Source organism: Antrihabitans spumae (assembly GCF_043944905.1).
GTDB lineage: Bacteria > Actinomycetota > Actinomycetes > Mycobacteriales > Mycobacteriaceae > Antrihabitans > Antrihabitans spumae.
This window is the reverse complement of the sequence record NZ_JBIMSN010000052.1, coordinates 1-25375: the sequence shown is the minus strand read 5'-3', so window position 1 is coordinate 25375 and position 25375 is coordinate 1. Positions and strand designations below refer to the sequence as shown.

Below are 25375 nucleotides of genomic sequence, written 5' to 3'. Positions count from 1 at the left end.
CGAATTATGTAGGCGTAGGCCCATCGGGCCCACCATGCAACGCCCGCCTCAATAAAGTTTCGAGCTCGCCCTTCGCGACGGGCTTCGAATACTGGTTGGCCAGCACCGCCTCAACGACAACGTCCAGGTCCGCTTCTTGCAGACCCAGTTCGGCCAGCGACGTCGGCGCCCCGACCCAGGCGGCCAAGTCCGCCAAAGCTTGTGCAGGCGAATCTGTTTCCAGAGCGCGCCGCATTGCCGCAGCGGCGTCCGGCTCTTCGGCCAGGCGCATTGCCGCAACATAGGGGAGCACCACAGCGTGGGTCTCGGCATGCGGGAGGTCGAACGTCCCGCCAAGAACGTGACAGATCTTGTGATGTAAGCCCATCGTCGTCGCTCCGAGACATGCGCCGCAGAACCAGGCGCCACGTAGCGCATCGGATCGCGCGTCGAGATCGCTTCCGTCGGCTACGACCCGCGGCAGGCTGCGAGCAAGACTGCGGACCCCGTCCTCGGCCAGCAGCGACATGATCGGCGACCGATCCGGTGCGTACAGCGCTTCGACCGCGTGCGCGATCGCATTCAATCCGCTTGTCCCCGAAACATTTTGCGGCAGAGCGACTGTGAGCTCAGGGTCGTAGATCACCGACCGCGGGAGCACTCGGATGTCGCGCCCGGTCTGCTTACGGGAGTTCTCTGTCAGTCCCCAGACCGGCGTCATCTCCGATCCTGCATAGGTCGTGGGAACGGCAATGATCGGCAGGCCGTTTCGCAACGCAAGCGCTTTGCCGAGCCCGATGGTCGAGCCGCCGCCGATCGCCACACAGCCATCTGCGCCAACAACATTCACCGCGTCGCCGGCAGCTGCTGCGGTCTCTACCGGAACGTGCATTCGCGCACCGTCGAAGATTCCGACCGCAACCGGACCCAGCAGATCGGCGACGCGTTGCGCCAAGTCCCGACCTCTCGGGGTCGACAGCACCATGACGCGGCGCAATCCCAGCTGTTCGACCTCGGCAGCGATCGCTTCCAGCTGACCGGCGCCGAAGATCACCCGCATCGGAAGGGCCTCGTAGCTGAACGGCGTCGTCATCGACATGCCGTGTGTTCGCTCATGTTGCTCAGGGTATGTCGATAGCAGTCAGCCAGCACCGACGTCTCGTACTACACCAACAGAAGAGGTATCACCGTGACCATCTCCGCAGTTCTACCGGTCGTCCCGGTTTCCGATTTCGACGCAGCCGAGCGCTGGTACACGACGTTCTTCGATCGTGCGGCCGATCGCCACCCGATGGACGGCCTTTCGGAATGGCAACTTGGCGACTACGCCGTCGTCCAGGTGTTTCACAGCCCCGACAAAGCTGGACGGACCGCGCTGAATTTCGTCGACGACGATCTCGATCGTCACCTCGCCGATCTCGCCGATCGAGGTATCGACGCAACGGAACCGATCACGGTGGCGAAGGGGCGCCAGCGGTTGGCGACGATCTCCGACCCGGACGGCAACCAGTTGAGCCTCATCGAAGACATCTGACCCGAAAGCTGGCCGAAAATATCGATTTATCGGCCGCGAGCCTCTGCGGCCAGCTAGCAAGACTCCATACCGTTGGTGTCATGACTCGTACACCATCAGTGCTCATCGTCGGCGCCGGCTTCGGCGGACTCGCGGCCGCGCTCGAACTGAAGCGCCATGGCCACCACGAGTTCACGATCATCGACAAGGCCGACGGACTCGGCGGCGTGTGGCGCGACAACACCTACCCCGGTGCAGCATGTGATGCGCCGTCCGATCTGTATTCGTTCTCCTTCGAGCAGAACGCGAACTGGCCCAAGCGGTTTGCGGGCCAAGCCGACATCCTCGCCTATATGCACGATGTCGCCGAACGCAACGGACTTATGGACCATATTCGTTTCGGCATCGAAGTCGCCTCGGCAGACTTCGACGCCGACTCCGGCGTGTGGCGCGTGCAAACGTCCACCGGAGAGGTCATCGAGGCCGACGTATTCGTGCCCGCAGTGGGCCAGTTGTCACGACCGGTAATGCCGACAATCGAAGGAATGGCATCGTTTCGCGGCGCTTCGTTTCATTCGGCGCAGTGGAACCACGACGTCGACCTGACCGAAAAGCGCGTCGCGATTGTCGGAACAGGTGCGAGCGCCATTCAGATCATCCCGGCGATACAGCCGAAGGTCGGCAGCCTGACCGTCTTCCAGCGATCGGCACCGTGGATCATCCCGAAGTTCGAGAATTACTACATTCCGCCCAAGGTTGCGGCGCTGACCAAGCTGCCGGTAGTCAACAAGCTGCCTGGCATCCACCGCGCCGAGCGTCTCGGCTGGTGGGCGTTCTACGAATTTGTGACGTCGGGCCTGGAAGGGAACGGCAAGGTCGCCGACTTTCTCACCGCGTGGGCGACCAGCCATCGCGAATCTCAAATCGACGACCCCGAACTGCTCGCCAAGATGACTCCCGACTACCAGGCAGGGTGCAAGCGCGGCCTGATGGCCAGCAACTACTACCCCGCGGTCGGGCAGCCGAACGTCCACATCGAGACGAGCCACATCGAAAAGATCACGCCGAACGCGGTGGTGACCGACGACGGTGTCAGTCATCCGGTGGACGTCATCGTCTACTGCACCGGATTTGCGGCGACGCAGTTCCTGGCTCCGATGAATATTCACGGCATCGGCGGCAAATCGCTTCGTGAAGTCTGGTCCGACGGTGCCCGCGCCTACTACGGACTCGCGGTGCCGCATTTCCCGAACATGTTCGTCATGTACGGACCGAACACCAACCTCGGCTCGGGATCGATCATCTACATGCACGAACAGCAGGCGCGCTACGTCCGACAAGCAGTCGAATTCTTGAAGCGGAAGAAGGCGTTCTACGTCGCGGTCAAACCGGAGGTCGAGCAAAGCTACGACGCAGAGATTCAGAAGCGGCTCGAGAAGACCGTGTGGACGAAGTGCAGCAGCTGGTACCGAGAGGCGAGCGGACGTGTTGTCGCCAACTGGCCAGGCAAGATGAGCGAATACGGCAAACGGACCAACTTCGACCCGAAAGACTACGACGTGACGCGTCAGCTGGCCGTCGGCTGACCAAGCAACCGCGCGACACGCAGGCGATTGATCTTCACGAGTTCGTTCCGGATGGTCAGGCGTTCCGTCGCGGCGTCGTTGCCCAACCGCGCCACCAGGATCTGCAGAAGCTCCTCGCCTGAACGCCCGCTTGCGAAGACCAGATAAATGTGGCCGAATCGGGCTTCGTAATCGGCATTGAGATCGGCGAGCTTCGCCCGCACCTCTGTGTCGGCCCCAGTGACGGCGGCTTGCTCGGCCGCGGAATTCGCGTTGCGCACGTCGCCGCCGATGCGCGGGTGGCCATCGAGTGCCTGGTCGATGTCCGAATCAGGCAGAGCCCGCAAACACTTTTCGGCGTGCTCGAACAGCTGATCAGAATCAGCGAACGGTCGCCCGGTGACCACGTTGTGTGCCCAGGTCGGAGCTGCACACACCGCGATGAGTTGTTCGAGCGCGCTGGCGTAGGCGAGTTCGTTGAATTCGACCAGACCAGCTCTGTACTCCGACGACATCCGTTCACCTCGACACTTTTCCGTTGCAGCGGCATAATTCCAGGTCAGTGTGACGTGCCGCCGTAGTGCACGCACTGGACGTGCCCGTGTCACACACCAGTCCTATGCTCATAGCTAACTCGCCGCAATCTGGCGAAATCGGACATCGACGATACGGGCCGGGAGGTCGGATGGTTGGGGGCGCATACGACGCCGAGGTCTACCAGGCGCTGATGGCCAGCGTGTCGTCCGGACTCGTGATTCATGGTGCCGACGGCAACGTACGAGAAGCGAATCAGGCGTTCGCCGACATGCTCGGTTACACGCTGCCGGAAGCCCTCCAGTTGCATGCGCAGGTTGTCCATCCCGACGACCGACCCAGCCGCGACAGAGATGCTGCCGAGTTGCTGTCCGGCGCTGCACCCTCACTGGCTACCGAACGACGCCTGCTCCACAAGGACGGCTCGACGATCTGGGCTCGGGTCCGTAAGGCGTCGGTACGGCACGGCGACGAAATCGTCGTCATGGTTGTCGTCGACGACTGGACGACCGAACGCGCTCACATCCGCGCCCTCGAGCATGCCGCGTATCGGGACGAATTGACCGGCCTACTCAACCGCGCTGGTATTCGTCGGGCCCTGCAGGATGCCGAGCCTGTCGACACATTGGTGATGATGGTCGACGTCGACAATCTGAAACTGGTCAACGACGCACACGGACACGCAGGCGGCGATCTGCTCCTCGAGACCATCGGCCGAGCCCTGACGCTGTTCGCCCCGAGCGGCAGCGTTGTCGGAAGGCTGTCCGGCGACGAATTCGTCATCCTCGTCCCTTCGCAGGGCACCGACATCGACGGTCTCTATACCGACTGCATCCGCCGCTGTGTTCAAGCAGCGCTCGTTATGCCGAACGGCGACGAAGTGATTCCCTCCGTTTCCGTCGGAACGGCAATTTTGGTGCCGCAGGGCCGATTCGAGGATGCCCTCCACGAAGCCGACACAGACATGTACGACGACAAACGCTCCCGTCGCAAGCTGCGGCCGTCCTTGTCCGAGGTGCTACCGACCATCCAGCGCCGCGTGAACCGGGACATCAGAAACTCGCTGTGGCGGTTGCTCGACTAGAAGTTGTGGCTCATCGCCGAGCGGGAAGCAGGTGCGAAATCGATCGCCAGCGCAGACACGAGCGTCCGGGCAGGAGATCGCCGACGCGTTCACGGAGGCACAGGCGATTCCGGGCAAGGCCGACTTCGCCGCATTCGTCGACAAACGTTTCGAGGGCGGATCGAACTAGCCAACAACCCACACTCGACGCCCATCGCAGCCGAACACGCTGCGGTGGGCGTCGTTTGCTTTGCGGTAGTGCGCCCGCACGGGGTTTACAGCCGACGAAGCAGGGGTATGCAGGACCGTCGTGACGTTGGCTGACGTCCCTGCGGGGACGTCAGCCAGCGCAAATTCGGGTGCAAGCGCGTGTGCCACCAGGGACGGGAGTTCTTCCATGTCGCAAGAGTCGAGTCCGCCGACCACCAAGGATGTTCCACCGAAAGTCCTGCACAGAGCGATCGGCGCCTCTGCGATCGGAAACGCTGTCGAATGGTTCGACTACGGCGTCTACGCCTATCTCACGACGCATATTGCGGCGTCACTGTTTCCCGAGGGCTCCAACGGCGTCTTCTACACCCTCGTCGGATTCGCGATTTCGTTCCTGATTCGTCCGATCGGTGGCCTGTTCTGGGGACCTCTCGGCGACAAGATCGGGCGCAAACGCGTCCTTGCGATGACGATCATCCTCATGGCGTCGTCGACGCTGGTTGTCGGTCTGATCCCGAGTTACGAAACGATCGGCATCTGGGCACCCATCATGCTGTACGCGTGCCGCATGCTGCAGGGCTTCTCGGCGGGCGGTGAATACGGCGGCGCTGCGACGTTCATGGCTGAGTACGCCCCCGACAAGAAGCGTGGCTTCTACGGCAGCTTCCTCGAAGTTGGAACACTCGTCGGCTTCACCATGGGCAACCTGATCGCACTCCTCCTGGTCAACATCTTGGACGCCGACTCGATGGAAAGCTGGGGCTGGCGCCTGCCGTTCTTCGTCGCCGCACCGCTCGGCCTTATCGGTATGTACCTGCGAAGCCGGATGGAAGACACCCCAGTCTTCCGCGAACTGGAGCAGAAGGAAGCAACGAAGGAGCAGGTCAGCGGCGTCTTCAAGGATCTGTTGACGCGCTACACACGGTCGATTCTGACGCTGTTCGGCCTGGTGATCGCGTTGAACGTCGTCAACTACACGCTGCTCAGCTACATGCCGACCTACCTGCAGACGACCCTGGACATGGAGGAATCCGACGCCCTTCTCGTTCCCTTGTTCGGCCAGATCGCGATGCTGGTGACCCTGCCGTTCTTCGGAATCCTGTCCGACCGAATAGGACGACGGCCCATGTGGATGGGCTCGTGCGCGGCACTCGTCGTCGCCGTGATCCCGATGTACTTGCTGATCGGGACAAGCCTGACCGGTGCAATCATCGGCTTCGCGGTGCTGGGCATGCTGTACGCGCCCCAGCTGGCAACGATTTCGGCGACCTTCCCGGCGATGTTCCCGACAATCGTGCGGTTTGCCGGCGTAGCGATCGGCTACAACGTCGCGACCTCGTTGTTCGGCGGAACAGCATCCGCCGTCAACGAGGCGATCATCGGCGCAACAGGCAACAATCTCGTTCCGGCGTTCTACATGCTCGGCGCGTGTCTCATCGGCATCGTCTCTGCGTACTTCCTGATCGAGACGAAGGGATTGTCGCTGCATGGCACCGAAGTTCCCGGCACGCCGGAATCCATCGAAGAGCAGAAGCAGTTGACAGCGCAGCGTAACTGACTGCGAACTAGCGGATCGCCTCCAGACGAGCCGGCACATGCTTGTGCCACGGTGTGCCGGCGAAGTCGTCCTTGTGGCCCGCGCTCGTCAGCTCGTTCGGTGATACTCCAGCGGACGTCAGCGTTCCGTCCTCGGTCGGGCAGTCGAGACCGAACCCGTTGGGCAGCGCAATGTTTCCCGCTCGCATCATGTCGCTGACTTCGATGGTGACCGTCGCTGAACCGCTGCTGGTCACGACTCGCGCACTGTCTCCGTCGTTCAACGCCAGAGCTGTCGCATCCTCGTGGCTGATCCGAAGATTGCCCTGTTTGTCACGGCGGCGCCAATCAGGATTGCGGAAGATCGTATTCGCGGTGAACGACCGTCGCTCGCCTGCCGCGAGAACGAACGGAAACTCCTCGGTTGTCCATACCGACTGTGCCGCACCGAGTTCACGTACTCGGGTGAGCAGGGAATCGATGTCGATCGTGAACCGCCTGTCCGGCCGTTTGACGTAGTTCCACACGTCGTCCCAGGTGTCCGTCGTGAATACGACGCCGGTGTCCGTCGCGATGATCGAGTCGAACAGCTTGTTGCCCGGCGCGAGCCCTTTGCCGGAATAGCCCGACCGCGCAACCGCTTCGGGATTCGACAGCGCGCACATCTGACTGACTCCCCACAGGACCGCCGCGCCGCGCAGCTTCGGCGGCAGAGTGTCACCGAGAGTTTCGTAGAGCAGGAAGGGCGCGATCCCGCCAAGCCGCGGCCCGGCGGCGACGGTCGCAAAGAAGGTTGCCGCGAAGGTGTCACGGCCACCGTGGGCGGCATTGCGCAGGCGCTCTAGCACCGCCGCATCGACGACTTCGAGGCGGCGCAGGAGACGCGCGTAGATCTCAGGCTCCGGCAGGGTGCCCGGCAGCGGGTCGAGGATCGGCTTACGAAGATGGAAAACGTTCTTCGGGAACTCGAAGTTGAAGAAGGTCGCTTCCGGCTTTTCGAACTGGCTTGCGGCAGGTAATACGTAGTCCGCCTGACGGGCCGTTTCCGTGAAGGCGACGTCGATCACCACCGACAGCTCGAGAGCTCGCATCGCCTGGCGGAAGCGCTTGGAATCCGCGATGGAATGTGCTGGATTCGAGCTGTCGATCCACATCGCTCTGAATCGGTCCGGGTGGTCGGTGAGTACCTCGTCCGCGATCGAATTGCACGGGACCAACCCGCCGATGATCTTCGCGCCGGTGACGGGGCTGACCCGCTCACCCCCACCGGCGCCACCACCCGACGCGAGTAGACCTGCCGCGAACGGAACCATCACGTCGAGCACCTTGCCGGATCCGGATTCGACTGCGGCAGTGACTCTTCCGATTCTCGAGAGCCGCGGAATCGCCGTCGCAAGCGCCTTACCTGCGGCCGTGACTCCGGTTTCGATTGCCTTCTTCTTCGCGCGGTCCAACCGCGTCGGTGTTCTGCGCACCGAATTCGTACCGCCTCCGCCGCCGGTCAACGATGCGAAAGACGAGTGGAGAAACATCGTGCCAGGCTTGCCGAAGTTTCCGGTCAGTATCCACAGGAGCTTGTTCAAGTAGGAGACGAGTGTGCTGTTCGGGGCTTGCTGTATGCCGAGATCCTCGTATACACAGACACTTTCGGCAGTAGCGATGCGCCGAGCAGCGGCTCGGATCTGCTCTTCGGCAACGCCGCAGGTGAGTGCGAAAGCTGTGATGTCGACGGCTGCGAACGCGTCGCGCACGGGTCCGTAGCCGCTTGTGTGGGCATCGACGAAAGTACCGTCGACGAGGTCCTCCTGCACGATCACCGCAACCATCGCCGCGATCAGCCAGGCGTCACCGCCAGGGGCTACCTGCAGGTGAAAGTCGGCCATGGCGGCCGTTTCGCTGACCCGCGGATCGACGACGATCATCGAACGCGCAGGGTCTGCCGCGACCTGCTTGAGCAGTGGCCTCGCGCGGGGAAAGCTGTGCGACTGCCATGGGTTCTTGCCGATGAAGACGAGCACTTCGGCATTGTCGAAGTCGCCCTTGGTATGACCTCCGTAGAGACGGCCGTCGACCCAGATCTCGCCGGTTTTCTCCTGCGCCAACGCGTTCGAGTGATACTTGGATTCGAGGGCACCCCGCAACGCAAGCGCGTTCGCCGAACCGAGATGGTTGCCCTGACCACCACCACCGTAGAAGAAGATCGACCGACCGCCGTATGCCGACTTGATGCGGGAGAGTTTGGCCGCGATCTCGTCCAACGCTGTATCCCAGTCGATTTCGACGTAGTCGCCGTGGTCGGTCCGTTTGAGTGGGGACGTGATCCGATGCGGGCCGTTTTGGTAGAGGTCGAGCCGCAACGCTTTCGCAGGTGTATCCCTCCGAGGCCGGGTGTGTCTTGTCGCCACGGATCTTCGCGAACCGCCGACCCTCCAGTTCGATGTTGATACCGCAGTTGCATTCGCACAGCACGCATGCCGTCGTCTTGGATCCTGGACCGACCATCGAAATCCTCCAACTGCGCCACATCGAGACACGCCCCAATTATGATCTGCAACATAACATAGTTGGCATCGCACCAACTAGGCTCTATGCCAGGAGAACGAACAAGGGAGGCGAAGTGGCGGCGCGGAGCACAACGCGACACAACATGCTCGTGAGCGCGGCTGAACTGCTGCGCGAACACGGTGCGGCCGGTACGACGGTCGACGCTGTACTCGCGCGTAGCGGCGCCCCCAGAGGTTCCGTTTATCACCATTTTCCCGGCGGCAGAAACCAGATCATCGCTGAATCACTCGAATTTGCGGGTACAGCGATAACGAAAATAATCGACCATTCACTGCAGGACGGTTCGATCGGCGCGCTCCGCCTTTTTGCGGGCTTCTGGACGCAAATACTCGAGGGCAGCGATTTCGCGGCAGGTTGTCCCGTCGTCGCCGTCGCGGTCGGTGGAACACGGGAAGATCAGCAACTACTTCCAGCCGTCGACGCCATCTTCACCCGGTGGCGAAGCGCGCTGACCCAGGCGTTGGTCGACGACGGCGTCGACCCCTCTCGCGCAGCACCTTTGGCCACCATGGCGGTCGCATCGATAGAAGGTGCCGTGATCCTGTGCAGAGCTTCGCGATCGACTACACCGCTCGACGACGTCACCGACGAGCTTGCACTTCTGCTCACGGCCAACATCACAGGTTGAACGCCCACTCCAAGGTGGTTGCCATTCCGCGGGGCGCGGTATTAGCTGTAGGCACTTCTCTCTCTGCATCGATGAGGTGACTCCGAATGGCACGTAACGAGCTCAAGAGCAGAACACCGATCATCGGCATGTTCATGGTTTTCCTCGCCATGTTCATCGTCGCTTTGACGGCCTATCAGCACGCTGGCTGGTTGTCGATCATCGGCTACGGCATTGCCGCAGTTATTGCGGTGTTCGGTTTCGCGTTTACCTTCCGCGACCTGTCCTGACCGACCTGCCGTAAAGAAGCGCGTTCCTGTGTCGCGCCTCGGACGTGAGGGTGGCACGGGTTAGAGTCGCGTCCGAGCGAACGGCGAGTTCGTCGCCGCTGGCAACGACCCGTCAGGAGACTTCATGTCCGACGCCGGACAAGCACTCGCTCGCACGTTGCAGTCACCGCTGCCGCCGGGCTTCGATACCGTCGCCGATGCCGATCTCGCACGCCTCCACGGCTTTCTCACGAAGGCAGTCGAGCACCGATCCACCTCTCTCGACGACGCGATAGCCGGGTCGCTGAAGCACACACCTCGATTGATGCGTCCGGCTGTGAAAAAGGCACTCGGACTGTGAGCGACAAGCTGCTCGCTTCTGCCGAGATCACCAAGCTCGGCCGCCTGCTCAACGTTGCCGACGCGGATCTCGCCTTCCTCGCCGACCTTTCACCGAGCGCACTGCGCGAGTTCAGAGAACGCACCACCGACCTACTCTTCGACGGCGACGCGGTGCGCCTCAAGCGGGTTGCGTCGGCAGCGAAGCTCGTGCCGGCCGCGATCAGCGCGAAAGCCGCGGAGCTCGCCTTCGGCCCGCTGCTGTGTGCGGCCCTTGCTGGTTCGGTCGAACCCGCGCGTGCTGTTGCGATCGCGCAGAAGCTGCCGACCAAGTTCCTCGCGGAGACCTCCATCCAGCTCGATCCACGTCGGGCAGCGGCGACGATCGGGGCCGTGCCCGCACAGGTCGTCGCCGAGGTCGGGTCGCGAGCTACTGAAGGTCGGCGACCACATCACGATGGGACGTTTCGTCGGCGTCCTGCCGGACAAGTCGCTACGAGCTGCGGCGCCCATCATGGGCGACGCAGATCTCCTGTCGGTCGGCTTTCTGCTCGAGGACAAATCCGGCATGGACGGACTCCTCGAGATCGTTGCCGACCGTCTGTCCGGCATCATTGCCGCCGCACACGAGCACGACCTCTGGGCCGAAGCGATAGATCTGCTCGCAACCGTCAACTCGGACAACCGCGCTCGGCTCGGTGACATCACGGCCCAGCAGAGTGACGAAGTGCTCGGCGGAATCATTGCGGCAGCGCAATCCCTCGATGCCTGGGATACGTTGCTTCCGGTCACTCGCGCAATGAGTTTCGACAGCCTCGTCACATTTTCCCAGCATCCGGCCGTCCATGCAGAATCGACCTTGTCTGCCATCGTGGACGTCGCCCTCAACAAAGATCTGTGGCTCGATCTGCTGCCCCTGGCGGCGCAATTGCCACCGCCGCAGCGGGCATTCATCGCCGCGCAGGTCGCGGAGCAGAGCGACGAGCGCCTCAGCGACCTCGTTCGTCAAGCCGACGATGCCGATCAGTGAGACGCGATGATCCCCATAGCGATGGCAATGGACGATGCGAATCGGCGACGCATGGCCGGCCTGCCCATCATGCGCGAGGAGGACGTGCTACGTGGCGTCATCACAACTTGCGCGCGCCACGACCTGTGGAGCGAGACCCTGCCACTCGTCGACGCACTACCTGATGCGGCCAAACCTATTCTCGCGCAGTGCATCGGCGACGTCACCACCGAACAGCTGCTCTCGGCTGTCAAGACCGCTGCGGTAAGCGACAATATTCCCGTCCTCGTGGATATCGCGCTCGCCCAGGATGTTGCCGGGCGGCAACGCATTCTCGACATCATCGACGGAATGGACGACCTCGACGAGTTCGTCGCGGCCCTGACGTCGGAAACCCCAGCCGAGGTGTGGACGGCCCTCGTCGAATTGCGCGACGAGATACCGGAGAAATTACGCGCGTTGCTCGCCGACCGAGCACAGACCTGCGGTCAGGAGGACTGCGCCGCCGGATTGCGCACCACGGCAGGCTGATTCGAGTCGACGTCAGGCGAATTCAGCAGTGCCGCAACACGCGTCATCGACTCGTCGGCTGCATCCTGCAGAGCCTTCATGACGACTGCGAGCATCGGCCCTCTGAGCGCGTCGCAAGCAAATCCGCCGCTCACGACAAGTCGTGCACCCGATCCTTCCTGGGTGGCTGAAATCCACAGTGCGACAGCGGCATCCAGTGGTCCGCTGCCTTCGATCGCGAGGGTGTGGGGAGGGTCGTACCTCGTCACCGTCCACGCGAGCGTGGCTTTCGTGCCTTTCACGCGAAGTGTTTCGCCGAAGACGGCACCGACGGCTAGTTGGTCGCGGCTCGGCGCACCGTCTGGCCAGCCGACGTGCAAGCCGAACCATTCGCCGAACCGGTCGAAATCCAGTGTCACAGCTACGATCTCGTCCGGCGACGCCGAGACCACTGTTGACGAGCCGAAGTGACGCGCGAACTCGCGCGAGAAGTTCGCTTCGGCCGGCGGAACGTGCTCTTCTCCTCGGGAACGGCCGTAGGTGAGCCCGTCGAGCACTTCGCGGCCAAGTTCAACGAGGACAGATGGGTGCGCCACGATCGCCTGCAGGAGCGCTGCGGCTGTTCGGATCGTTCGATGCACGGGTTTACCTTGATGAGTATGAGGACGGTCGCGTCCGACAGTAGGCGGTACGGCCAGTAGCGTGTACTCGTTCGAGGATAACGGGCTGTCCGTGCTGGCCGTTAGAATTGCTTCACCTTCGCTGCGGGGGCTGTCGAGGGTTGTACCGAGGGGACGGACTACGTGCGCAACACCAGGATCTACACCGCTGTGCTGAGCATCGGGGTGCTCGCAGCGTCAGCTGCCGGATGTTCCTCTGTCCGCGGCACCGCCGTGCCGATCGCAGACAGCGCTGGTTTCGACTTGTGCTCGGTGCTGTCGGTCGACGACGTCGAGCGCAGCTACGTTCGATCGGACGAGCCGATCTCGCTGCGAACTCGGATCACATCGAACGTCTACGTTCCTGGTGGCATTGCCGCCTGCGAATTCGGAACGGCCATCGCTACCGGTCTGACATTGGGTGTGCCGCTTGGTGAGGCGGCTCCCGATATTGCCGACCTTGCGCATTCTCCATATGGCTCGGATGGCGGGGACACCGAGGTCGGCAACGACAAGGCCTATCAGGTCGAGTCCGAGTTCGACAGCATCATCGCTGTTCAGCATGGCAATACGCAGTTCTACCTCGCGTGGGAGCCGCTACTCGACGATGCCGACGAGGGTGTCACGCCCGAGCAGATGATCGAACTCGCGCAGAAGGTGGCCGACAAGCTTCCCGAGACGATCGACCTGCCGAAGTCGGTGTTGCCAGGCGAATGCGACGGCATTTCAGGAGTCGACGCCATAGTCGGAGACGTCACCTCTGCCCGCGGAAGCGTAGACGACGACAACCTGTACTGCGATTACCTTGGCCCCGAGGGGATCCTCAACACCGAAGCCCGCCGCGAGGACGGCAAATTTGTGCAGCGACTGCTCGACTCCGAACGGAAAGTGTCGCCCGAGAACGAGGTGAAGCCGTCGATCGACGACGGCACGGCCATCTTCTCGCCGTCGAGTATTTCGGGCCTGCGGCTCGACGGCTACCTGGCTGACTGCTGCACCTTCGAGATCGAATACGAATCCGAGGACTACAAGAAAGAACGCAGTACGGATTTCGACGACGACGAACGAACTCTCGTGACCAGTTTCGTTGCGGCCGCGCGTAGTTGGAGTTCCTGACTACCGATCGAGGTAGGCGCCGACCGCAACCTCTGCGGTGTTCTGAACGCTGTCGCAGTTGTCCGACGACACGCGAACGGTTGTTGCGATGTAGTCGGAGTCGACCGGATCGAAGTCGCCCTTCGGGTAGCCCGCCCACACCTCGACCGAGCACGTGTCGCCGTACTGCGTGCGGACCGCCTCGTGACCGTCGATGTCGATACGCTCACCGTCGTAGGGCTTGTCGTACCCGTCTTTCGAGTTGACGGAGTACTGGATGGACCCGTCCGTACCGTCGACGGTGAATCTGCATCCCCACGGCTGGGCGGATTCGGTCAACGCAACATCGGCTTCGTCGGACAGCCGACCGAGCGCTTCGCACGGATCCAGCACCGCAGTCGCGATGTTGGACTTGCGCTTACCGGAATCTGCGCGCTGCGGTCGGGTATCGAGCAGCGGAATCGCCTGTGCGACCAGCTGATTCGCTTCGGCACAGGCGGCGTCGCTGGTGCGGCGAAACACCGAGATCAGCACCGAGTAGTCGCCGTCGAACGCAACCTGGTTACGGCAGGTGTTGATCGAAGCCGACGAATCTCCCGGTTTGTACTCGACCTTCTGCTCGACCGCAGTGTCGCCGACCGTGATCGTCTCGGCGCCGGTCGTGAACCCGTTGTCCTTGGAAACGAGTTGGATCGATATATCCAGTGACTTGTCCGAGTTCCTGTCGACCTCGACCTTCGCGTTACACGCTGCCGAATAGGCGTCGCCGGAGAACTCCCGGACGGTGCCGAGATCCTTCAGCGTTGCCTCGTCCAGAAAGGCACAGGGGTCGAGATTTCGAAGCTCGGCGAAGTAAGCCAGCGTCGCCTGGTCTTTCGGAGAGAGTTTCGATGCGTATGCCACCTGCGGACTGCTCTTCGCGGCAGGCGTGCCCGCAACCGATGTGGTGCAGCCGGCAAGCGCGAGCACACCCGCGCATGCGGCAATGATCCGACGTTGTGTACTCATTCGATCTCCCCCGTACCGATTCCCCCGCTTGGCGTGAGCATAGCGAAGAAGGATCCGGCGCGAACGTCACCGTGGATCGATCAGGACTCCTGGATTGAGGATTCCGGACGGATCGAGTGCCGACTTCGCGGCTGTCAGCGCGGTGGCGAACGGATCTGGACGTTGCCTGTCGTACCACGGCCTGTGGTCGCGCCCGACCGCGTGATGATGGGTGATCGTTCCGCCTGCATTAGAAAGTGCTTCCGACACAGCCGCTTTGATGTCGTCCCACTGCTGGACCGTCGACCCCCACCGACCCGCTGCGTACACACCGAAGTACGGTGCGACGCCGTCTGGGTACACGTGGGTAAACCGGCACGACACCACGCCGACCGAGCCGACGGCGGCGATGGCTTCGTTCGCAGCCGTGGTCACCGCGGCGCGCAATTCGTCGAATCGGTCCCAGGTGCAGGCGGTTTCGAAGGTTTCGACGATCAGTGCTCGAGACGCAAGAGCGTCGCGCTGATACGGCATCCGCAGAAACGACGATCGCCAGGCGTCGGAAGCTCCCGAGCCCGGACGAGCGTCGGCCGAATCGGAGTACCTAGCCGGATCTGGGAGACGCCCACCGTGCTCTCGGCAGATCTCGAGTGTCTGGACCATCGAATGCTCGACCGGATGGTGTGCCGACTCGTAGGCGAGTACCAATACGCCGCCCTGCGAGGAGGTTCCTGCGTTGATGAAGGCCTCGACGGGATCGAGCAGACGGCAGTTGGTGGGGTACAACCCGGACTGTGCGATCGCTCTCGTTGCCGTCACTGCCGAGGCGTAGTCGTCGAATACGACGGATGCGTTGGCACGCCAGCGCGGGCGGTCCTGCAGTCGCATCCACGCTTCGGTGATGACACCGAGAGTTCCCTCGGAACCGAGGAAAAGTCGATCCGGTGATGGACCCGCGCCCGACCCCGGCAGACGCCTGGACTCGCTGATACCCGTCGGCGTGACGACGCGCATCGATTCGACCAGGTCGTCGATGTGGGTGTAGACGGTGGCGAAGTGGCCGCCTGCACGTGTTGCAAGCCAGCCGCCGAGGGTGGAGAACTCGAAGGACTGCGGAAAGTGCCGCAGTGACAGGCCTTCTGGTCGTAGCCGGTTTTCCAGTGCCGGGCCGAGGATGCCCGCCTGGATGCGTGCCGCGCGGCTGGTTTTGTCGATCTCGAGCACGTGGTCGAGCCCGCCGAGATCCAGTGTGACAACACCTGCGTAGTCATCGTCGATCCGCGGTTCGATGCCACCGACCACCGAAGTACCGCCACCGTAGGCAATCACGGCGATATTGCTCCGTGTGCACCAGTCGAGCAGGTCGACAACGTCGCTCTCGCTGGTCGGACGGACGATCAGATCGGGTACGCGGTGCACGTCGCCCTGCAGATTTCGGACGACATCGCGAAACGCCTGCCCGTGGGCGTGCGCTGCGCGGTCCGCGGGGTCGTCCGAGCAGAGGGTCGCGAGTGTTGCGGGGACGCTGAGGCGCGACGCGGGCAGGTTCAAGTCGGTGATGGCTGGTGCTTCGTGTGACGTCAGGTCGGCGTTGGGAAGCATCGCCGCAGCTCGGGCGGTCAGGCCGTGGAGTTCTTCACCTGAGACCGCGTCTTCGACGTTGCCCCAACCCCACCACGATCGCGTCTTCGCTGACGTCATGCACACTCCTTCATCGGCTGAGTCGAAGGTATATTACCGATGGGTCAATTAGCTAGGACGGTCGCGAACGCACCCCACAGGATCGGCGACACGTCCGGCGTCCTGAGCTCTCGCCACACCGCGAGCCGCTCACGCTGCCAGCTTCCGAGCGACCGCACAGGGTCATCGTCGTCGTGCGCGGCATCGATCGCGCAGATCGCCTCCTGCAACGGCCGCGCGCCCGACGCAGCACCCGCAAGCTTGGTGAAGGCAAGATCAGTCGGAAGGGACCAGCGGCTCGCGGTAACAAGCTCTGACCCGTTGCGAATCAAAGCCGACACCAGGCCGAGCGCCTCGCTGAAACGCCCGTCGCCACCACTTTCACAGGCTATCAACGCAACTCTGCTCGGCATCGGCCATAGATATTGTCCTGCAACCGGATTCGATTCGATCGTGTAGGTGCCGAGGAGAAGATCACGCGCGGACAGGGGTCGATGCGACCGCGTTGCCTGCGCAAACCCGGTGGTCGAGTCCGTGCACGCGAGATGTAGTTCCGCCAGCTCGGACTGGCCCGATTCCGGTGCGGCGGCAGTGACATGTCCGACGTACAGCAGCCTGCCTGCACCAGCCCGCAGTGCCTCGCCGAGCCAGTCGCGGTCGACATCGGATCGCCGAAAGGCGGCAACAGGATCGGTCACCGCGGGGCGCAGTCTTCCCGCCTCCGCATGGGTTGCCATCCGTACCGCGACCGGCATTGCCGAATCAGGCCGCCCGAGAACAGAACCCAGTATCGAATCTGCCCGAAAACCTGGGACCTTGGGATCCAGGACTGTGACGATCGGCAGGTGCTTCGTGCTTGCCCAATCCCGGGTCTCGCGCCCCGGAGCCTGTGTCACGCTGACGGGTGGGAGCAGACTGACGTCGGCGATCTCGACGAGACGCACGTCCGGATCGGGAGCGATGAGCTCCCACGGCACCTGCGCCGTCCGGGGTGACGGCTGGATTCGGACATGCGGACGTACACCGTTGGTCATCAGGTCGTGCAGCTGCGTAGCCAGCGCGTTGGGCAGGAATGTTCGCGAAAGTAGCTGGGCCAGTTCGGCTTCAGCGTCGAAGCTGCTCAGCGCGCCGAGCGTTAGCGTCTGCTCAAGGCTGTCGGGTGCAGAGGGGTTCGGTAACGCGGCTGCAAGTTCCCGAATCGCCTCGACGACATCAGCCTCCGGGACCACGCCGACGCCGCCCGCAAGAACATCGTCTGCCCAACGCCACGAAATGTAGACATCACCCGCGTCGGCCATCCGCACGATCGCAGTCGGAGTGCTCACCATGCTCGCAACACCTTCTCGTCGCGAACTGCGCGGCCGTACCGCTGCTCAGCCGCATCGATGTACTCGGAAAGCGCGATTCGTCCCTTGCGGTCGAGCGCGAGACGCGCGGGCTGTTCGACCGACAGACCAACTCCCGCAGCAACTCCCGCGAGAGCCGAACCCAGCTGCAGCGAACCGGCGACGACCCGCGAACTGCTCGGCGGCAGTTCCAGAAAGTCGAGCGACCGTCCGCCCGATCCCGATCCCGACGCCAACCCGGACTCCGCCTTGACTGTCGTGCCGGCGCACTGAGTCTCGACGAGGTCGGCTACCAAGCGCGCATCACCACACCGATAGCCGAGTCGGAAAGCGAGACTCATCGCAGGATCGGCAATCCGGCGGTTCCACTGCTCCCGCTGATACCCGTTCGGCAGGGTATAGCGGACGGCATCGATCGCCAGAGCCGCAGGTACCGCCAACTGAGCAGCCGTGGTCGCGAGCCCGAGATCGGTCTGGTGTGTCGCCAGCTGCTTCTCCAACAGACTCGCATGCCAGAAGTCGATCTGCGCGCAGTGCAATCCCAGGCCACGTTCGGAGTAGGCGGCGAAGGCGTCGGAGAAGAGACGCTCGCCGTCAGCGACCGCACCTCGATCGAATGCCAGTGTGGCCAAGCGGGTTCGGACATCCGCCGCATCCAGCGTGGCACCCGATACCTCGAAGTATTCCAGGCTGAGGTCGTACAGTTCGGCTGCGCGGTCACGGTCACCGCGCCCCTCGGCGAGGAACGCCAACGTCTTTCGGCCGACTCCAGCTCGATACCCGTTGCCCGACTGTTCGAAATAACTCTGACTCTGCAGCAGGAGTGGTTCCGCAAGGTCGAAGTGTTCCGACCGCGCTGCCATCATGCCGAGGTTCTGCTGCGTTTCGGCCACGGCGTTCTGGTCACCGGCCGTCTCGAACGCGGCTAGAGCCTGAGAGCCGAAGTCCTCGGCAAGGGCAGTTCTGCCCGTCTCGAAATGTATTGCAGCGAGGTTCATCAGCGGGTGGCCGGCCAACTCGGGCGCGAAGTGGATTGCCGCGTCCAACGACTCGGTTGCGATCTCCGCTGCGCGACTCCAGTCCTGACGATGAATGGCGACAGCCGTCAGCGAGAGGAGGCAGGCAACCTGCATCTGACCGAGGTCGTCGCGGTCCTGCAGCGATGTACGCGCTTCTTCCAGCGCATCTTGCGCTTCGTCGAGTTCGCCGACGTGCTGCAGTGCCTGCGAGAGGTTGATCAACGCTGCGGGGCGCACCTTGCTCGGCCCATCTGACATCCCCTCCAGCGCAGCGCGAAGCGTTGCGATGGACCCGGTGTGGTCACCGAGTTCGTCGAACATGCTGGCCGCGTTGATCATCGCGCTGATCTTCCAGTCGCCGGTGGCGACGCGCGCCGCCTCCTGAAAAGCGCGCAGGGCTCCGGCGATATCACCGTTGCCGTAAGCAGCGGCACCGGATTCGAGCAACACTCGGACCTCGTCCTGCCCTGGGTCTGCCATGTCAGAAGTCCAGGTCCGAGGCGACCGCCGCCACCTCGGCGAGCAGGGGTTCCTCCGTCGTGCCGGACGGGTCCGCGGTCGTGACGCGGCGCAGCCTGGCGCGGACGAGCATCCGAACCTGTTCGCGCACAACAGCATCCCCCGAAGCATCGGCCTGTTCGGTGCCGAATCCTGGCACCGAGATCGACACTGTGACAGCTGTTTCCGCACCGGGTGGTGCGGCAGCGTCAGCCTGCCACGTGTCACCCCGAAGGCGAAGTGGCAGGTTTAGCGAACCGGATGCCGTGACGATCCGAGCGTGAGGATGCAGATAGTCGGGCAAATCAGGATCGAGGTCGGGCGCCGCGACGACGGCCACTCTGATCGTTGTTGTTCCGTTGTCCCGGAACAGGTCCCACGTGAGGGCACGCTCGGACGCGTCGACGACTCCCGGCGGAGTCTGCCGCCAGTCGGCGCCGCCTATACCCGACACGAGCACAAGCGTTCCCCGCTCTGCCACCGCAAGAGAACCAGCGGCCAGCGCGTAATCGTCGGCGCCGGAGACTATTTTGCTGGTGCGCGGAGGTAGCACCGGATCGAATTCGTCGTCGAGGATCGATTCACACTCCAACGCAAGTGTTCCGATCTCGCGTCCGAGCAGTTCCGCGTCCAGCGGCGGAATATCGTCGATGATCGACGCTGGCCACCATCGTGCCGCCCACAGCGCATAAGCGAGTCTGCGGGCACGCGAAACCAGTTCCGGCACAGCAGGTTCGCTGGCCACCTGGCCGACGGAGAGGTCGGCGACCGCGAGTGCGACCTCCTCACCGAACACAGCCCACAGCCATTGCTGCGCTCGTGCGACATCGTCGAATATCGCAGTGGGAGTTGGTTCTTCTTCGAGAAGCCGCCACTCCAGGTGACCGCCAGGAACTTCGAGGATCGCGGTATCGATCTCCGCGACGGCGTTGCGTACAGGCGCAGCGGACGGCCCGACGACCCACATCGACGCGGTCGGCCGCTGGACGAATACTGTTCCGGCCATCAGCTTGCCCTCGATTCGCTGCTGTCGAGGGTTCCAGCAGTGGCGCCAAGCGCCTGTTTCACTCGCATCCGATGGTCCAGAACGACCGAGCGCGCTACACCGTCGAGCACGTCCCACAACTCCTCGGCAGCGTAGATCGCCGAATCACGAACATCACGTCCGTGCAGTCGAACCCACAGTCGCCGCAGATACGGTCGCCACGGTGTTCTGAGTTCGTCTGCAAGTGCCGTAAGCGGATTGACTACCTCGAAAGCATTCGCTGGACGGACAGCGAGTCTACGAGCCTGCAGCACATAGGCTTCCCGCTGCCAGCGGCCGTTCACCAGTTGATGGGCCATCGTCGCACCGCCGTCGTCTTCCGTCCCTATCGCGACCAAACCGATCGCGAGCGCAGTGCCGACCGTGGCAGCGACACGCAGCGATTCGTCGAGAAACGCCCATGGCGAACAACTTCGAGCAATCTCGGCATCGACCAGCTCGGCAATGGTCGGTAGGTCCGCGCGGTCGCTCGACCCCTGCAGGACGGTGAAGATCCGCTCGTACAGGGAGCGGTCCAGCGGAAGAGCGAGTGTCGATGTCGATGCTGTCGAACCGACCTGCGGCCGTTGCGGTACTGCCGTAGCCGACAATCCCAGCTCGGCAGCCGAGTACTCGAGCGCCGCCGTCCACAGCCGAATACCCGAGCCCGTTCCCGCGTGTGCAGCGAGCAGTATGTCGAAAATTTCGTCGGCAGCAGCACCGCCGGCGCCGAGCCGACCCGAGGGAGCGACGTCGAGCAACGCGTCGACCTGCTCCGCAAGATCACTACCACCCGCCAAAGGTCGCCGTCGCCAGGCGATGTCGATCAACTTCGCAATCTCGCGTGCCCTCGCGGGCTCGCTCACATGAGCCTTGAGCGCCTGCGTCGTCCGTCCAGCGGTGTCGTCGTGAAGTTCGCGCAACGTGCGTTCGGCTGTTGCCGTCGAAACTGCAGTATCAGGGCGACCGGTTGTGACCGCCAGTTCGTAACACCGTTGGAAGTACATGTCCTGCGGGTTGCCCTCGGTGATCCGCAGGGACCGACGAACCTGCTTGAGAACGGTGAACCACTCGGCGCAGGCCCGCAGAACGTCCGCGGACGCGTGGACACGCGTCGCGAGCAGGACAGCCCCGTCAGCGGTGACGATCGGCCCGGCGCACAAAGGGTTCTGAACAGGTCGAATCACAAGTGGGTCGAGGATGAGCTTCACAGTCCTGCTCAGCGGTCCACCCTGCGGACCGCTGAGTGCTTCGACACCGTCCAGCTCCCGCCAGACCTCGTCCAACACCGCGCCGCGCGGTCGACGAGCGGCCGCGGCTCGCCCCGTTCCCGTCCGCATTCGACCAGGTTAACCGAGGTCAGCCGCCGTCGCGGCACACAAACCTGGGATCGGTAGGGCGAATCGGCTTCGTAGGTTTCTCTCATCGGTTCCACTCCGCGAGCCGAACAGATGAGAGAACGGGCGCCGAGCGCCCCTCACGAAGGTGAAGGACGAATCATGAAGAAGACGCCGGTACGCACATACACAACCGCACTCGCCGCCGCAGCAGCAGCGGTCGCACTGCTGGTCACAGGCTGCAGCGACGACTCGAGCTCCGGCAGCTCCACGCCGAACTCGGCGTCGGACACGAAGCCTGCAGGCGGATCGTCCGCCGCGTCGGTCGACGGCAAGGCCATCGACGCGAAGTTCGAGACCAACTGCGCTAAGCAGGGTGACACGTTGGCACTCGCTTTGACCGACCTGAGCAACGCCACCTACGGCAACCTCGCGGTCAGTGCCACTCTCAACGGCGACACCGTCCAGGCAGTCGGCATCGCCGGCGACAAGGGTGGATCGAACGGCCTGCCCTACGCGGTCGGCTACGGCCAGGGCGCACCCGGCGGATCGGCACAGCTCTCGAAGGACGGCAACACCTTCACCATCACCGGCGAAGGCGTCGGAACGCCGGACCTGACGAATCCGACAGCGGTGAACACCATCAAGTTCGACATCACCTTCGCGTGCTCGACCATCGTCGGCTGATCGAGACCGACCGCCACCTCAACACAGCACGCGGGTTCGTCTGTCCACCAGACGAACCCGCGTGCGGCGCGAAACCCCCGACATCTCACACGAAGGAAGCATCATGAAGAACATCATCCGGGGCTCAGCAGTCGGATTCGCGATTCTCGCGGTCGGCTACTACCTGTGGAACGGCCTGACCTATCAGTCCTCGTCGCCCTACGACACCGGCGCCCTCGCCTGGGCGAACGGACTGATGGCACTGCCGATCGTCGCGGTCACCGCACTGATTTTCGCCTTCGCCTTCACCGGCGACAGCATCATGTCCGCCTTTACCGGACGCAACAGCGCCGCATACCAACGCGGCTTGATCGGCATCGGCACGATCCGGGCGGTCAGGCAGACCGGCATGAGGCTCAACGATCAGCCCGAAGTTCGAATCGACTTTCACGTCGAAAGCGCAGACGGCAAGATCTTCGACTCGTACGCAAAGATGATCGTGCCGTTCACCGAATTGGCACTGCTGCGACCCGGCGTCGTACTTCCGGTGCGCTATCTTCCGGAACGGACCGAACGCGTCGAAATCGATCGCTCGCCCGACCGCTCCCAGGCCCAGTACGTCATCGATCAGGCCATGATCCGCAAAGGTGTCACCACACCCGAGAAGCTGGACATCGCAGCACGTGGAGTCGTCGCATCCGCGGTGGTTCAGAGCCTGAACGTCCCCGGCGAAATCCGCAACGGTAGCTCCAAAATCGAACTCGGCCTTGCGGTTACCCGTCCGGACGGATCGATGTTCACCACCCGGGTCGAGAAGTTTCTGCCGCCCGGCGCGGCTCAGCACGTGCAGGTCGGCCGGATCGTCACGGTGCACTACCTACCCTCGAACGAACACGAGGTTGTAGTCGCACTGCCCGTCAACGCGTGACGACGGGCAGCGCGACCAGCGACCGCGGCGGATGTACTCAGAGGATGAAGAGCATCTCCTGGTACGTGGGGAGCGGCCAAAGGTCATCGGCCACAATGTCTTCGAGTACATCTGCCGCCGCACGCACTGCAGCCATCGCGGGAAGCAACGATTCCTTCGCGTGCTTCGCCTCGGCGTACGCGTCCTCTGCCGCATCCTCCGCGAGGGCAGCCTTGAGGGTTGCCAACGCGGTCCGCAGCGCGGTGAGCGGAGCCGTCACTTCCTCGAGCGGTGCGGGATCCGCCTCGACGCCGGCGATCTTCAAAGCGCCGATATTCTGCGCAACCTCGGTCTGATAGCGAACAGCCGCAGGAAGAATGAGCGTCGAACCCATCTCCATCGTCAATCTCGCTTCGACACCGATCGTCAGCGCGTACTGCTCGAGCCCGATTTCGTAGCGGCTGTGCATTTCTCGATGATTGAAGACCTTGTACTTGGCGAACAACTCCATAGCGGAATCGGACACCAACTCCGGCAGCGCATCGAGGGTCGTGCGCAGGTTCGGCAGTCCACGCGACGCCGCTTCGACCTGCCAGTTGTCGGAGTAGCCGTCGCCGTTGAACACGACAGCACCGTGCTCGGTGATGATCTCGGTGAGCAAATTCTGTACAGCAGTGTCGAATTCGGTACCTGCCTCGACCGCAGCTTCGAGATCGGTCGCGATGTAGTCGAGCGCTTCGGCCATGATCGTGTTGATGATGACCATCGGACCGCTGACGGTCTGCATGGAACCGGGCGCACGGAACTCGAATCGGTTGCCGGTGAACGCAAACGGGCTCGTCCTGTTGCGGTCGCCCGGATCGGTCGGCAGCTGCGGCAGCGTATCGGCACCGATGATCATGGTGCCCTTGCCCTTCGACGAGGTGGCAGCGCCCTTCGCGATCTGCTCGAAGACATCGGCAAGCTGATCGCCGAGGAAGATCGAGATGATTGCCGGCGGCGCCTCGTTCGCGCCGAGACGGTGATCGTTGGTCGCCGACGCGACCGACGCACGCAGCAGCCCGCCGTACTTGTGGACGGCGCGAATGACAGCTGCGCAGAACACAAGGAACTGCGCGTTGTCGTGCGGATTATCGCCTGGCAGAAGCAGATTGCCCTGAGTCGCGTTGCCGAGCGAGAAGTTGACGTGCTTGCCCGAACCGTTGACGCCCTCGAAAGGCTTCTCGTGGAACAGGATTTCCATGCCGTGCTTCTTGGCGATGGTCTTGAACGTCGTCATCAGCAGTTGCTGGTGATCGGCTGCGATGTTGCCACGCTCGAACATCGGAGCAATTTCGAACTGACCGGGGGCGACCTCGTTGTGTCGCGTCTTCGCCGGAATACCAAGCTTGAACAGCTCCCGCTCGGTGTCCATCATAAATCCGAGGACACGTTCGGGAATGGCACCGAAGTAGTGGTCGTCGAACTCCTGGCCCTTCGGCGGCTTCGATCCGAACAGGGTCCGACCGGAGTTCAGCAGGTCGGGCCGAGCGAGGAAGAAATGGCGGTCGACGAGGAAGTACTCCTGCTCCGGCCCACAGAACGACACGACATTGTCGGGATTCTCGTGCCCGAACAACTTCAAGATGCGCTGCGCGTGCAGGCCCATCGACTGCTGCGAGCGCAGTAGCGGCGTCTTGTGGTCGAGCGCTTCGCCGGTCATCGACACGAAGACCGTCGGGATACACAGTGTGTTGCCGTTCGGGTTTTCGAGGACGTACGCCGGGCTCGTGACATCCCAACCGGTGTAACCGCGCGCCTCGAAGGTGTTGCGCAAACCGCCGTTGGGGAAACTCGATGCGTCCGGCTCGCCCTGAATGAGGGTCTTACCTGCGAACTCTGCCAGCGCGGAACCGTCGGAGACGGGTTCGAGGAAGCTGTCGTGCTTCTCCGCGGTCAGACCGGTCAGCGGGTAGAAGACGTGCGCGTAGTGCGTCGCACCCTTCTCCAGAGCCCAGTCCTTCATTGCCGATGCGACGGCGTCGGCGACCATGGGGTCGAGCGGTTCGCCGTGCTCGATCGTTGCGATGACGGACTTGTAGACCGACTTCGGCAGCCGCTTCTGCATCACAACCTTGTTGAAGACGTTCTCGCCGAACACCTCACCGGGCGTCTCCGCATCGATGAAGCTGACGGCAGGGGGCACATAGGCCTCGACGTCTTTGATCGCCTGAAGGCGAACTGCGTTTCCACTCATGTTCCTACCCCTTGCCGACGTTCTACGCTCCACCTGTGCTGCGGAGTCCGATCGACGAACTCTACGAACCTCACGTGGCGGGAGTGTTTCAGCGCTGTGACCGCTGCAATTCGGGGGAAGGCGGCTCCGCCGCTCGTGAGTCCTTTTGGTGGGCGGGCGCTCCGAAAGGACTGGCTCGAAAATGGGTAGGTGAGTGGGCAGGCGACAGCACCCGGCGCAGCC

The 25375-nt window shown here is 63.0% G+C and carries 24 protein-coding genes and 1 pseudogene; 13 read left to right on the top strand and 12 right to left on the bottom strand.

The genetic code is table 11. From position 1 onward, the window contains the following. Window positions 1-4: 4 nt before the first annotated feature. The gene (locus tag ACHIRB_RS12020; protein WP_395115301.1) at window positions 5-1072 is read right to left on the bottom strand and encodes a maleylacetate reductase; all 1068 of its coding nucleotides are present in this window, start codon (window positions 1070-1072) and stop codon (window positions 5-7) included. A gap of 96 nt (window positions 1073-1168) precedes the next feature. Between ACHIRB_RS12020 and ACHIRB_RS12015 the strand changes: the two genes are divergently transcribed. Together ACHIRB_RS12015 and ACHIRB_RS12010 are read left to right on the top strand one after the other, a co-directional pair. Next, window positions 1169-1513: a VOC family protein gene (locus tag ACHIRB_RS12015; protein ID WP_199703746.1), complete on the top strand. Its 345-nt coding sequence runs from the start codon at window positions 1169-1171 to the stop codon at window positions 1511-1513. 80 nt (window positions 1514-1593) lie between these two features. Beyond that, window positions 1594-3078 carry a flavin-containing monooxygenase gene (locus tag ACHIRB_RS12010; protein ID WP_395115302.1) on the top strand — a complete coding sequence of 495 codons (1485 nt, stop codon included), beginning with the start codon at window positions 1594-1596 and terminating at the stop codon, window positions 3076-3078. On the opposite strand, the gene uraD is transcribed toward ACHIRB_RS12010, so the two are convergent. Further along, complete coding sequence (uraD, locus tag ACHIRB_RS12005) at window positions 3060-3572, bottom strand: 2-oxo-4-hydroxy-4-carboxy-5-ureidoimidazoline decarboxylase (RefSeq protein WP_395115303.1); 513 nt, start codon at window positions 3570-3572, stop codon at window positions 3060-3062. The genes ACHIRB_RS12010 and uraD overlap by 19 nt on opposite strands. Window positions 3573-3742: 170 nt before the next feature. Between uraD and ACHIRB_RS12000 the strand changes: the two genes are divergently transcribed. Both ACHIRB_RS12000 and ACHIRB_RS11995 read left to right on the top strand, forming a co-directional pair. Then, complete coding sequence (locus tag ACHIRB_RS12000; RefSeq protein ID WP_395115304.1) at window positions 3743-4675, top strand: GGDEF domain-containing protein; 933 nt, start codon at window positions 3743-3745, stop codon at window positions 4673-4675. Between the two features lie 31 nt (window positions 4676-4706). Then, window positions 4707-4844: a hypothetical protein gene (locus ACHIRB_RS11995; RefSeq protein ID WP_395123954.1), complete on the top strand. Its 138-nt coding sequence runs from the start codon at window positions 4707-4709 to the stop codon at window positions 4842-4844. Here the strand turns inward: ACHIRB_RS11995 and ACHIRB_RS11990 are convergent. Beyond that, complete coding sequence (locus ACHIRB_RS11990) at window positions 4841-5053, bottom strand: hypothetical protein (protein WP_395123953.1); 213 nt, start codon at window positions 5051-5053, stop codon at window positions 4841-4843. The genes ACHIRB_RS11995 and ACHIRB_RS11990 overlap by 4 nt on opposite strands. On the opposite strand from ACHIRB_RS11990, the gene ACHIRB_RS11985 reads away from it, so the two are divergent. Continuing rightward, window positions 5052-6422, top strand: a complete 1371-nt coding sequence (locus ACHIRB_RS11985; protein ID WP_395123952.1) for an MFS transporter — start codon at window positions 5052-5054, stop codon at window positions 6420-6422. The genes ACHIRB_RS11990 and ACHIRB_RS11985 overlap by 2 nt on opposite strands. A gap of 7 nt (window positions 6423-6429) precedes the next feature. Here ACHIRB_RS11985 and ACHIRB_RS11980 read toward each other — a convergent pair. After that, window positions 6430-8902: pseudogene (locus ACHIRB_RS11980) on the bottom strand (molybdopterin-dependent oxidoreductase). Between the two features lie 145 nt (window positions 8903-9047). Here ACHIRB_RS11980 and ACHIRB_RS11975 point away from each other — a divergent pair. The 5 genes from ACHIRB_RS11975 to ACHIRB_RS11955 all read left to right on the top strand — a co-directional run bounded on the left by ACHIRB_RS11975 (window position 9048) and on the right by ACHIRB_RS11955 (window position 11720). Next, a complete protein-coding gene (locus tag ACHIRB_RS11975; protein ID WP_395127700.1) occupies window positions 9048-9593 on the top strand; it encodes a TetR/AcrR family transcriptional regulator in 546 nt (181 codons plus the stop codon). 86 nt (window positions 9594-9679) lie between these two features. Continuing rightward, on the top strand, window positions 9680-9862 hold the full coding sequence (locus ACHIRB_RS11970) for a hypothetical protein (RefSeq protein WP_199703738.1): 183 nt from the start codon (window positions 9680-9682) through the stop codon (window positions 9860-9862). Between the two features lie 124 nt (window positions 9863-9986). After that, entirely contained in the window at window positions 9987-10202 is a 216-nt protein-coding gene (locus tag ACHIRB_RS11965; RefSeq protein WP_395115307.1) for a hypothetical protein, read from the top strand. A 435-nt stretch (window positions 10203-10637) separates the two neighbouring features. After that, window positions 10638-11210, top strand: a complete 573-nt coding sequence (locus ACHIRB_RS11960; protein WP_395123951.1) for a hypothetical protein — start codon at window positions 10638-10640, stop codon at window positions 11208-11210. Window positions 11211-11216: 6 nt separating this feature from the next. After that, complete coding sequence (locus tag ACHIRB_RS11955) at window positions 11217-11720, top strand: hypothetical protein (protein WP_395115309.1); 504 nt, start codon at window positions 11217-11219, stop codon at window positions 11718-11720. On the opposite strand, the gene ACHIRB_RS11950 is transcribed toward ACHIRB_RS11955, so the two are convergent. Then, the gene (locus ACHIRB_RS11950; RefSeq protein WP_395123949.1) at window positions 11678-12340 is read right to left on the bottom strand and encodes an SRPBCC family protein; all 663 of its coding nucleotides are present in this window, start codon (window positions 12338-12340) and stop codon (window positions 11678-11680) included. The genes ACHIRB_RS11955 and ACHIRB_RS11950 overlap by 43 nt on opposite strands. Window positions 12341-12502: 162 nt before the next feature. On the opposite strand from ACHIRB_RS11950, the gene ACHIRB_RS11945 reads away from it, so the two are divergent. Next, window positions 12503-13474 (top strand): hypothetical protein, encoded by a 972-nt coding sequence (locus ACHIRB_RS11945; protein ID WP_395115311.1) that lies wholly within the window; start codon window positions 12503-12505, stop codon window positions 13472-13474. Here the strand turns inward: ACHIRB_RS11945 and ACHIRB_RS11940 are convergent, their stop codons facing one another. The 6 genes from ACHIRB_RS11940 to ACHIRB_RS11915 all read right to left on the bottom strand — a co-directional run bounded on the left by ACHIRB_RS11940 (window position 13475) and on the right by ACHIRB_RS11915 (window position 21347). Continuing rightward, complete coding sequence (locus ACHIRB_RS11940) at window positions 13475-14461, bottom strand: DUF3558 family protein (protein ID WP_395115312.1); 987 nt, start codon at window positions 14459-14461, stop codon at window positions 13475-13477. Between the two features lie 66 nt (window positions 14462-14527). Then, the gene (locus ACHIRB_RS11935; protein ID WP_395123947.1) at window positions 14528-16141 is read right to left on the bottom strand and encodes an FAD-binding oxidoreductase; all 1614 of its coding nucleotides are present in this window, start codon (window positions 16139-16141) and stop codon (window positions 14528-14530) included. Between the two features lie 44 nt (window positions 16142-16185). Then, window positions 16186-17448 (bottom strand): CHAT domain-containing protein, encoded by a 1263-nt coding sequence (locus tag ACHIRB_RS11930; RefSeq protein ID WP_395115314.1) that lies wholly within the window; start codon window positions 17446-17448, stop codon window positions 16186-16188. Then, complete coding sequence (locus ACHIRB_RS11925; protein WP_395123946.1) at window positions 17442-18965, bottom strand: tetratricopeptide repeat protein; 1524 nt, start codon at window positions 18963-18965, stop codon at window positions 17442-17444. The genes ACHIRB_RS11930 and ACHIRB_RS11925 overlap by 7 nt, the downstream gene beginning before the upstream one ends. A gap of 1 nt (window position 18966) precedes the next feature. After that, window positions 18967-19989 carry a hypothetical protein gene (locus ACHIRB_RS11920; protein WP_395123945.1) on the bottom strand — a complete coding sequence of 341 codons (1023 nt, stop codon included), beginning with the start codon at window positions 19987-19989 and terminating at the stop codon, window positions 18967-18969. Continuing rightward, the gene (locus ACHIRB_RS11915; protein ID WP_395115316.1) at window positions 19989-21347 is read right to left on the bottom strand and encodes a hypothetical protein; all 1359 of its coding nucleotides are present in this window, start codon (window positions 21345-21347) and stop codon (window positions 19989-19991) included. The genes ACHIRB_RS11920 and ACHIRB_RS11915 overlap by 1 nt, the downstream gene beginning before the upstream one ends. Before the next feature lie 159 nt (window positions 21348-21506). Between ACHIRB_RS11915 and ACHIRB_RS11910 the strand changes: the two genes are divergently transcribed. Both ACHIRB_RS11910 and ACHIRB_RS11905 read left to right on the top strand, forming a co-directional pair. Then, window positions 21507-22031: a lipoprotein LpqH gene (locus ACHIRB_RS11910; RefSeq protein WP_199703728.1), complete on the top strand. Its 525-nt coding sequence runs from the start codon at window positions 21507-21509 to the stop codon at window positions 22029-22031. 103 nt (window positions 22032-22134) lie between these two features. Further along, window positions 22135-22938: a hypothetical protein gene (locus tag ACHIRB_RS11905; RefSeq protein WP_395115317.1), complete on the top strand. Its 804-nt coding sequence runs from the start codon at window positions 22135-22137 to the stop codon at window positions 22936-22938. A 37-nt stretch (window positions 22939-22975) separates the two neighbouring features. Here the strand turns inward: ACHIRB_RS11905 and ACHIRB_RS11900 are convergent, their stop codons facing one another. After that, the gene (locus tag ACHIRB_RS11900) at window positions 22976-25153 is read right to left on the bottom strand and encodes a glutamine synthetase III family protein (RefSeq protein ID WP_395115318.1); all 2178 of its coding nucleotides are present in this window, start codon (window positions 25151-25153) and stop codon (window positions 22976-22978) included. Window positions 25154-25375 lie beyond the last annotated feature (222 nt).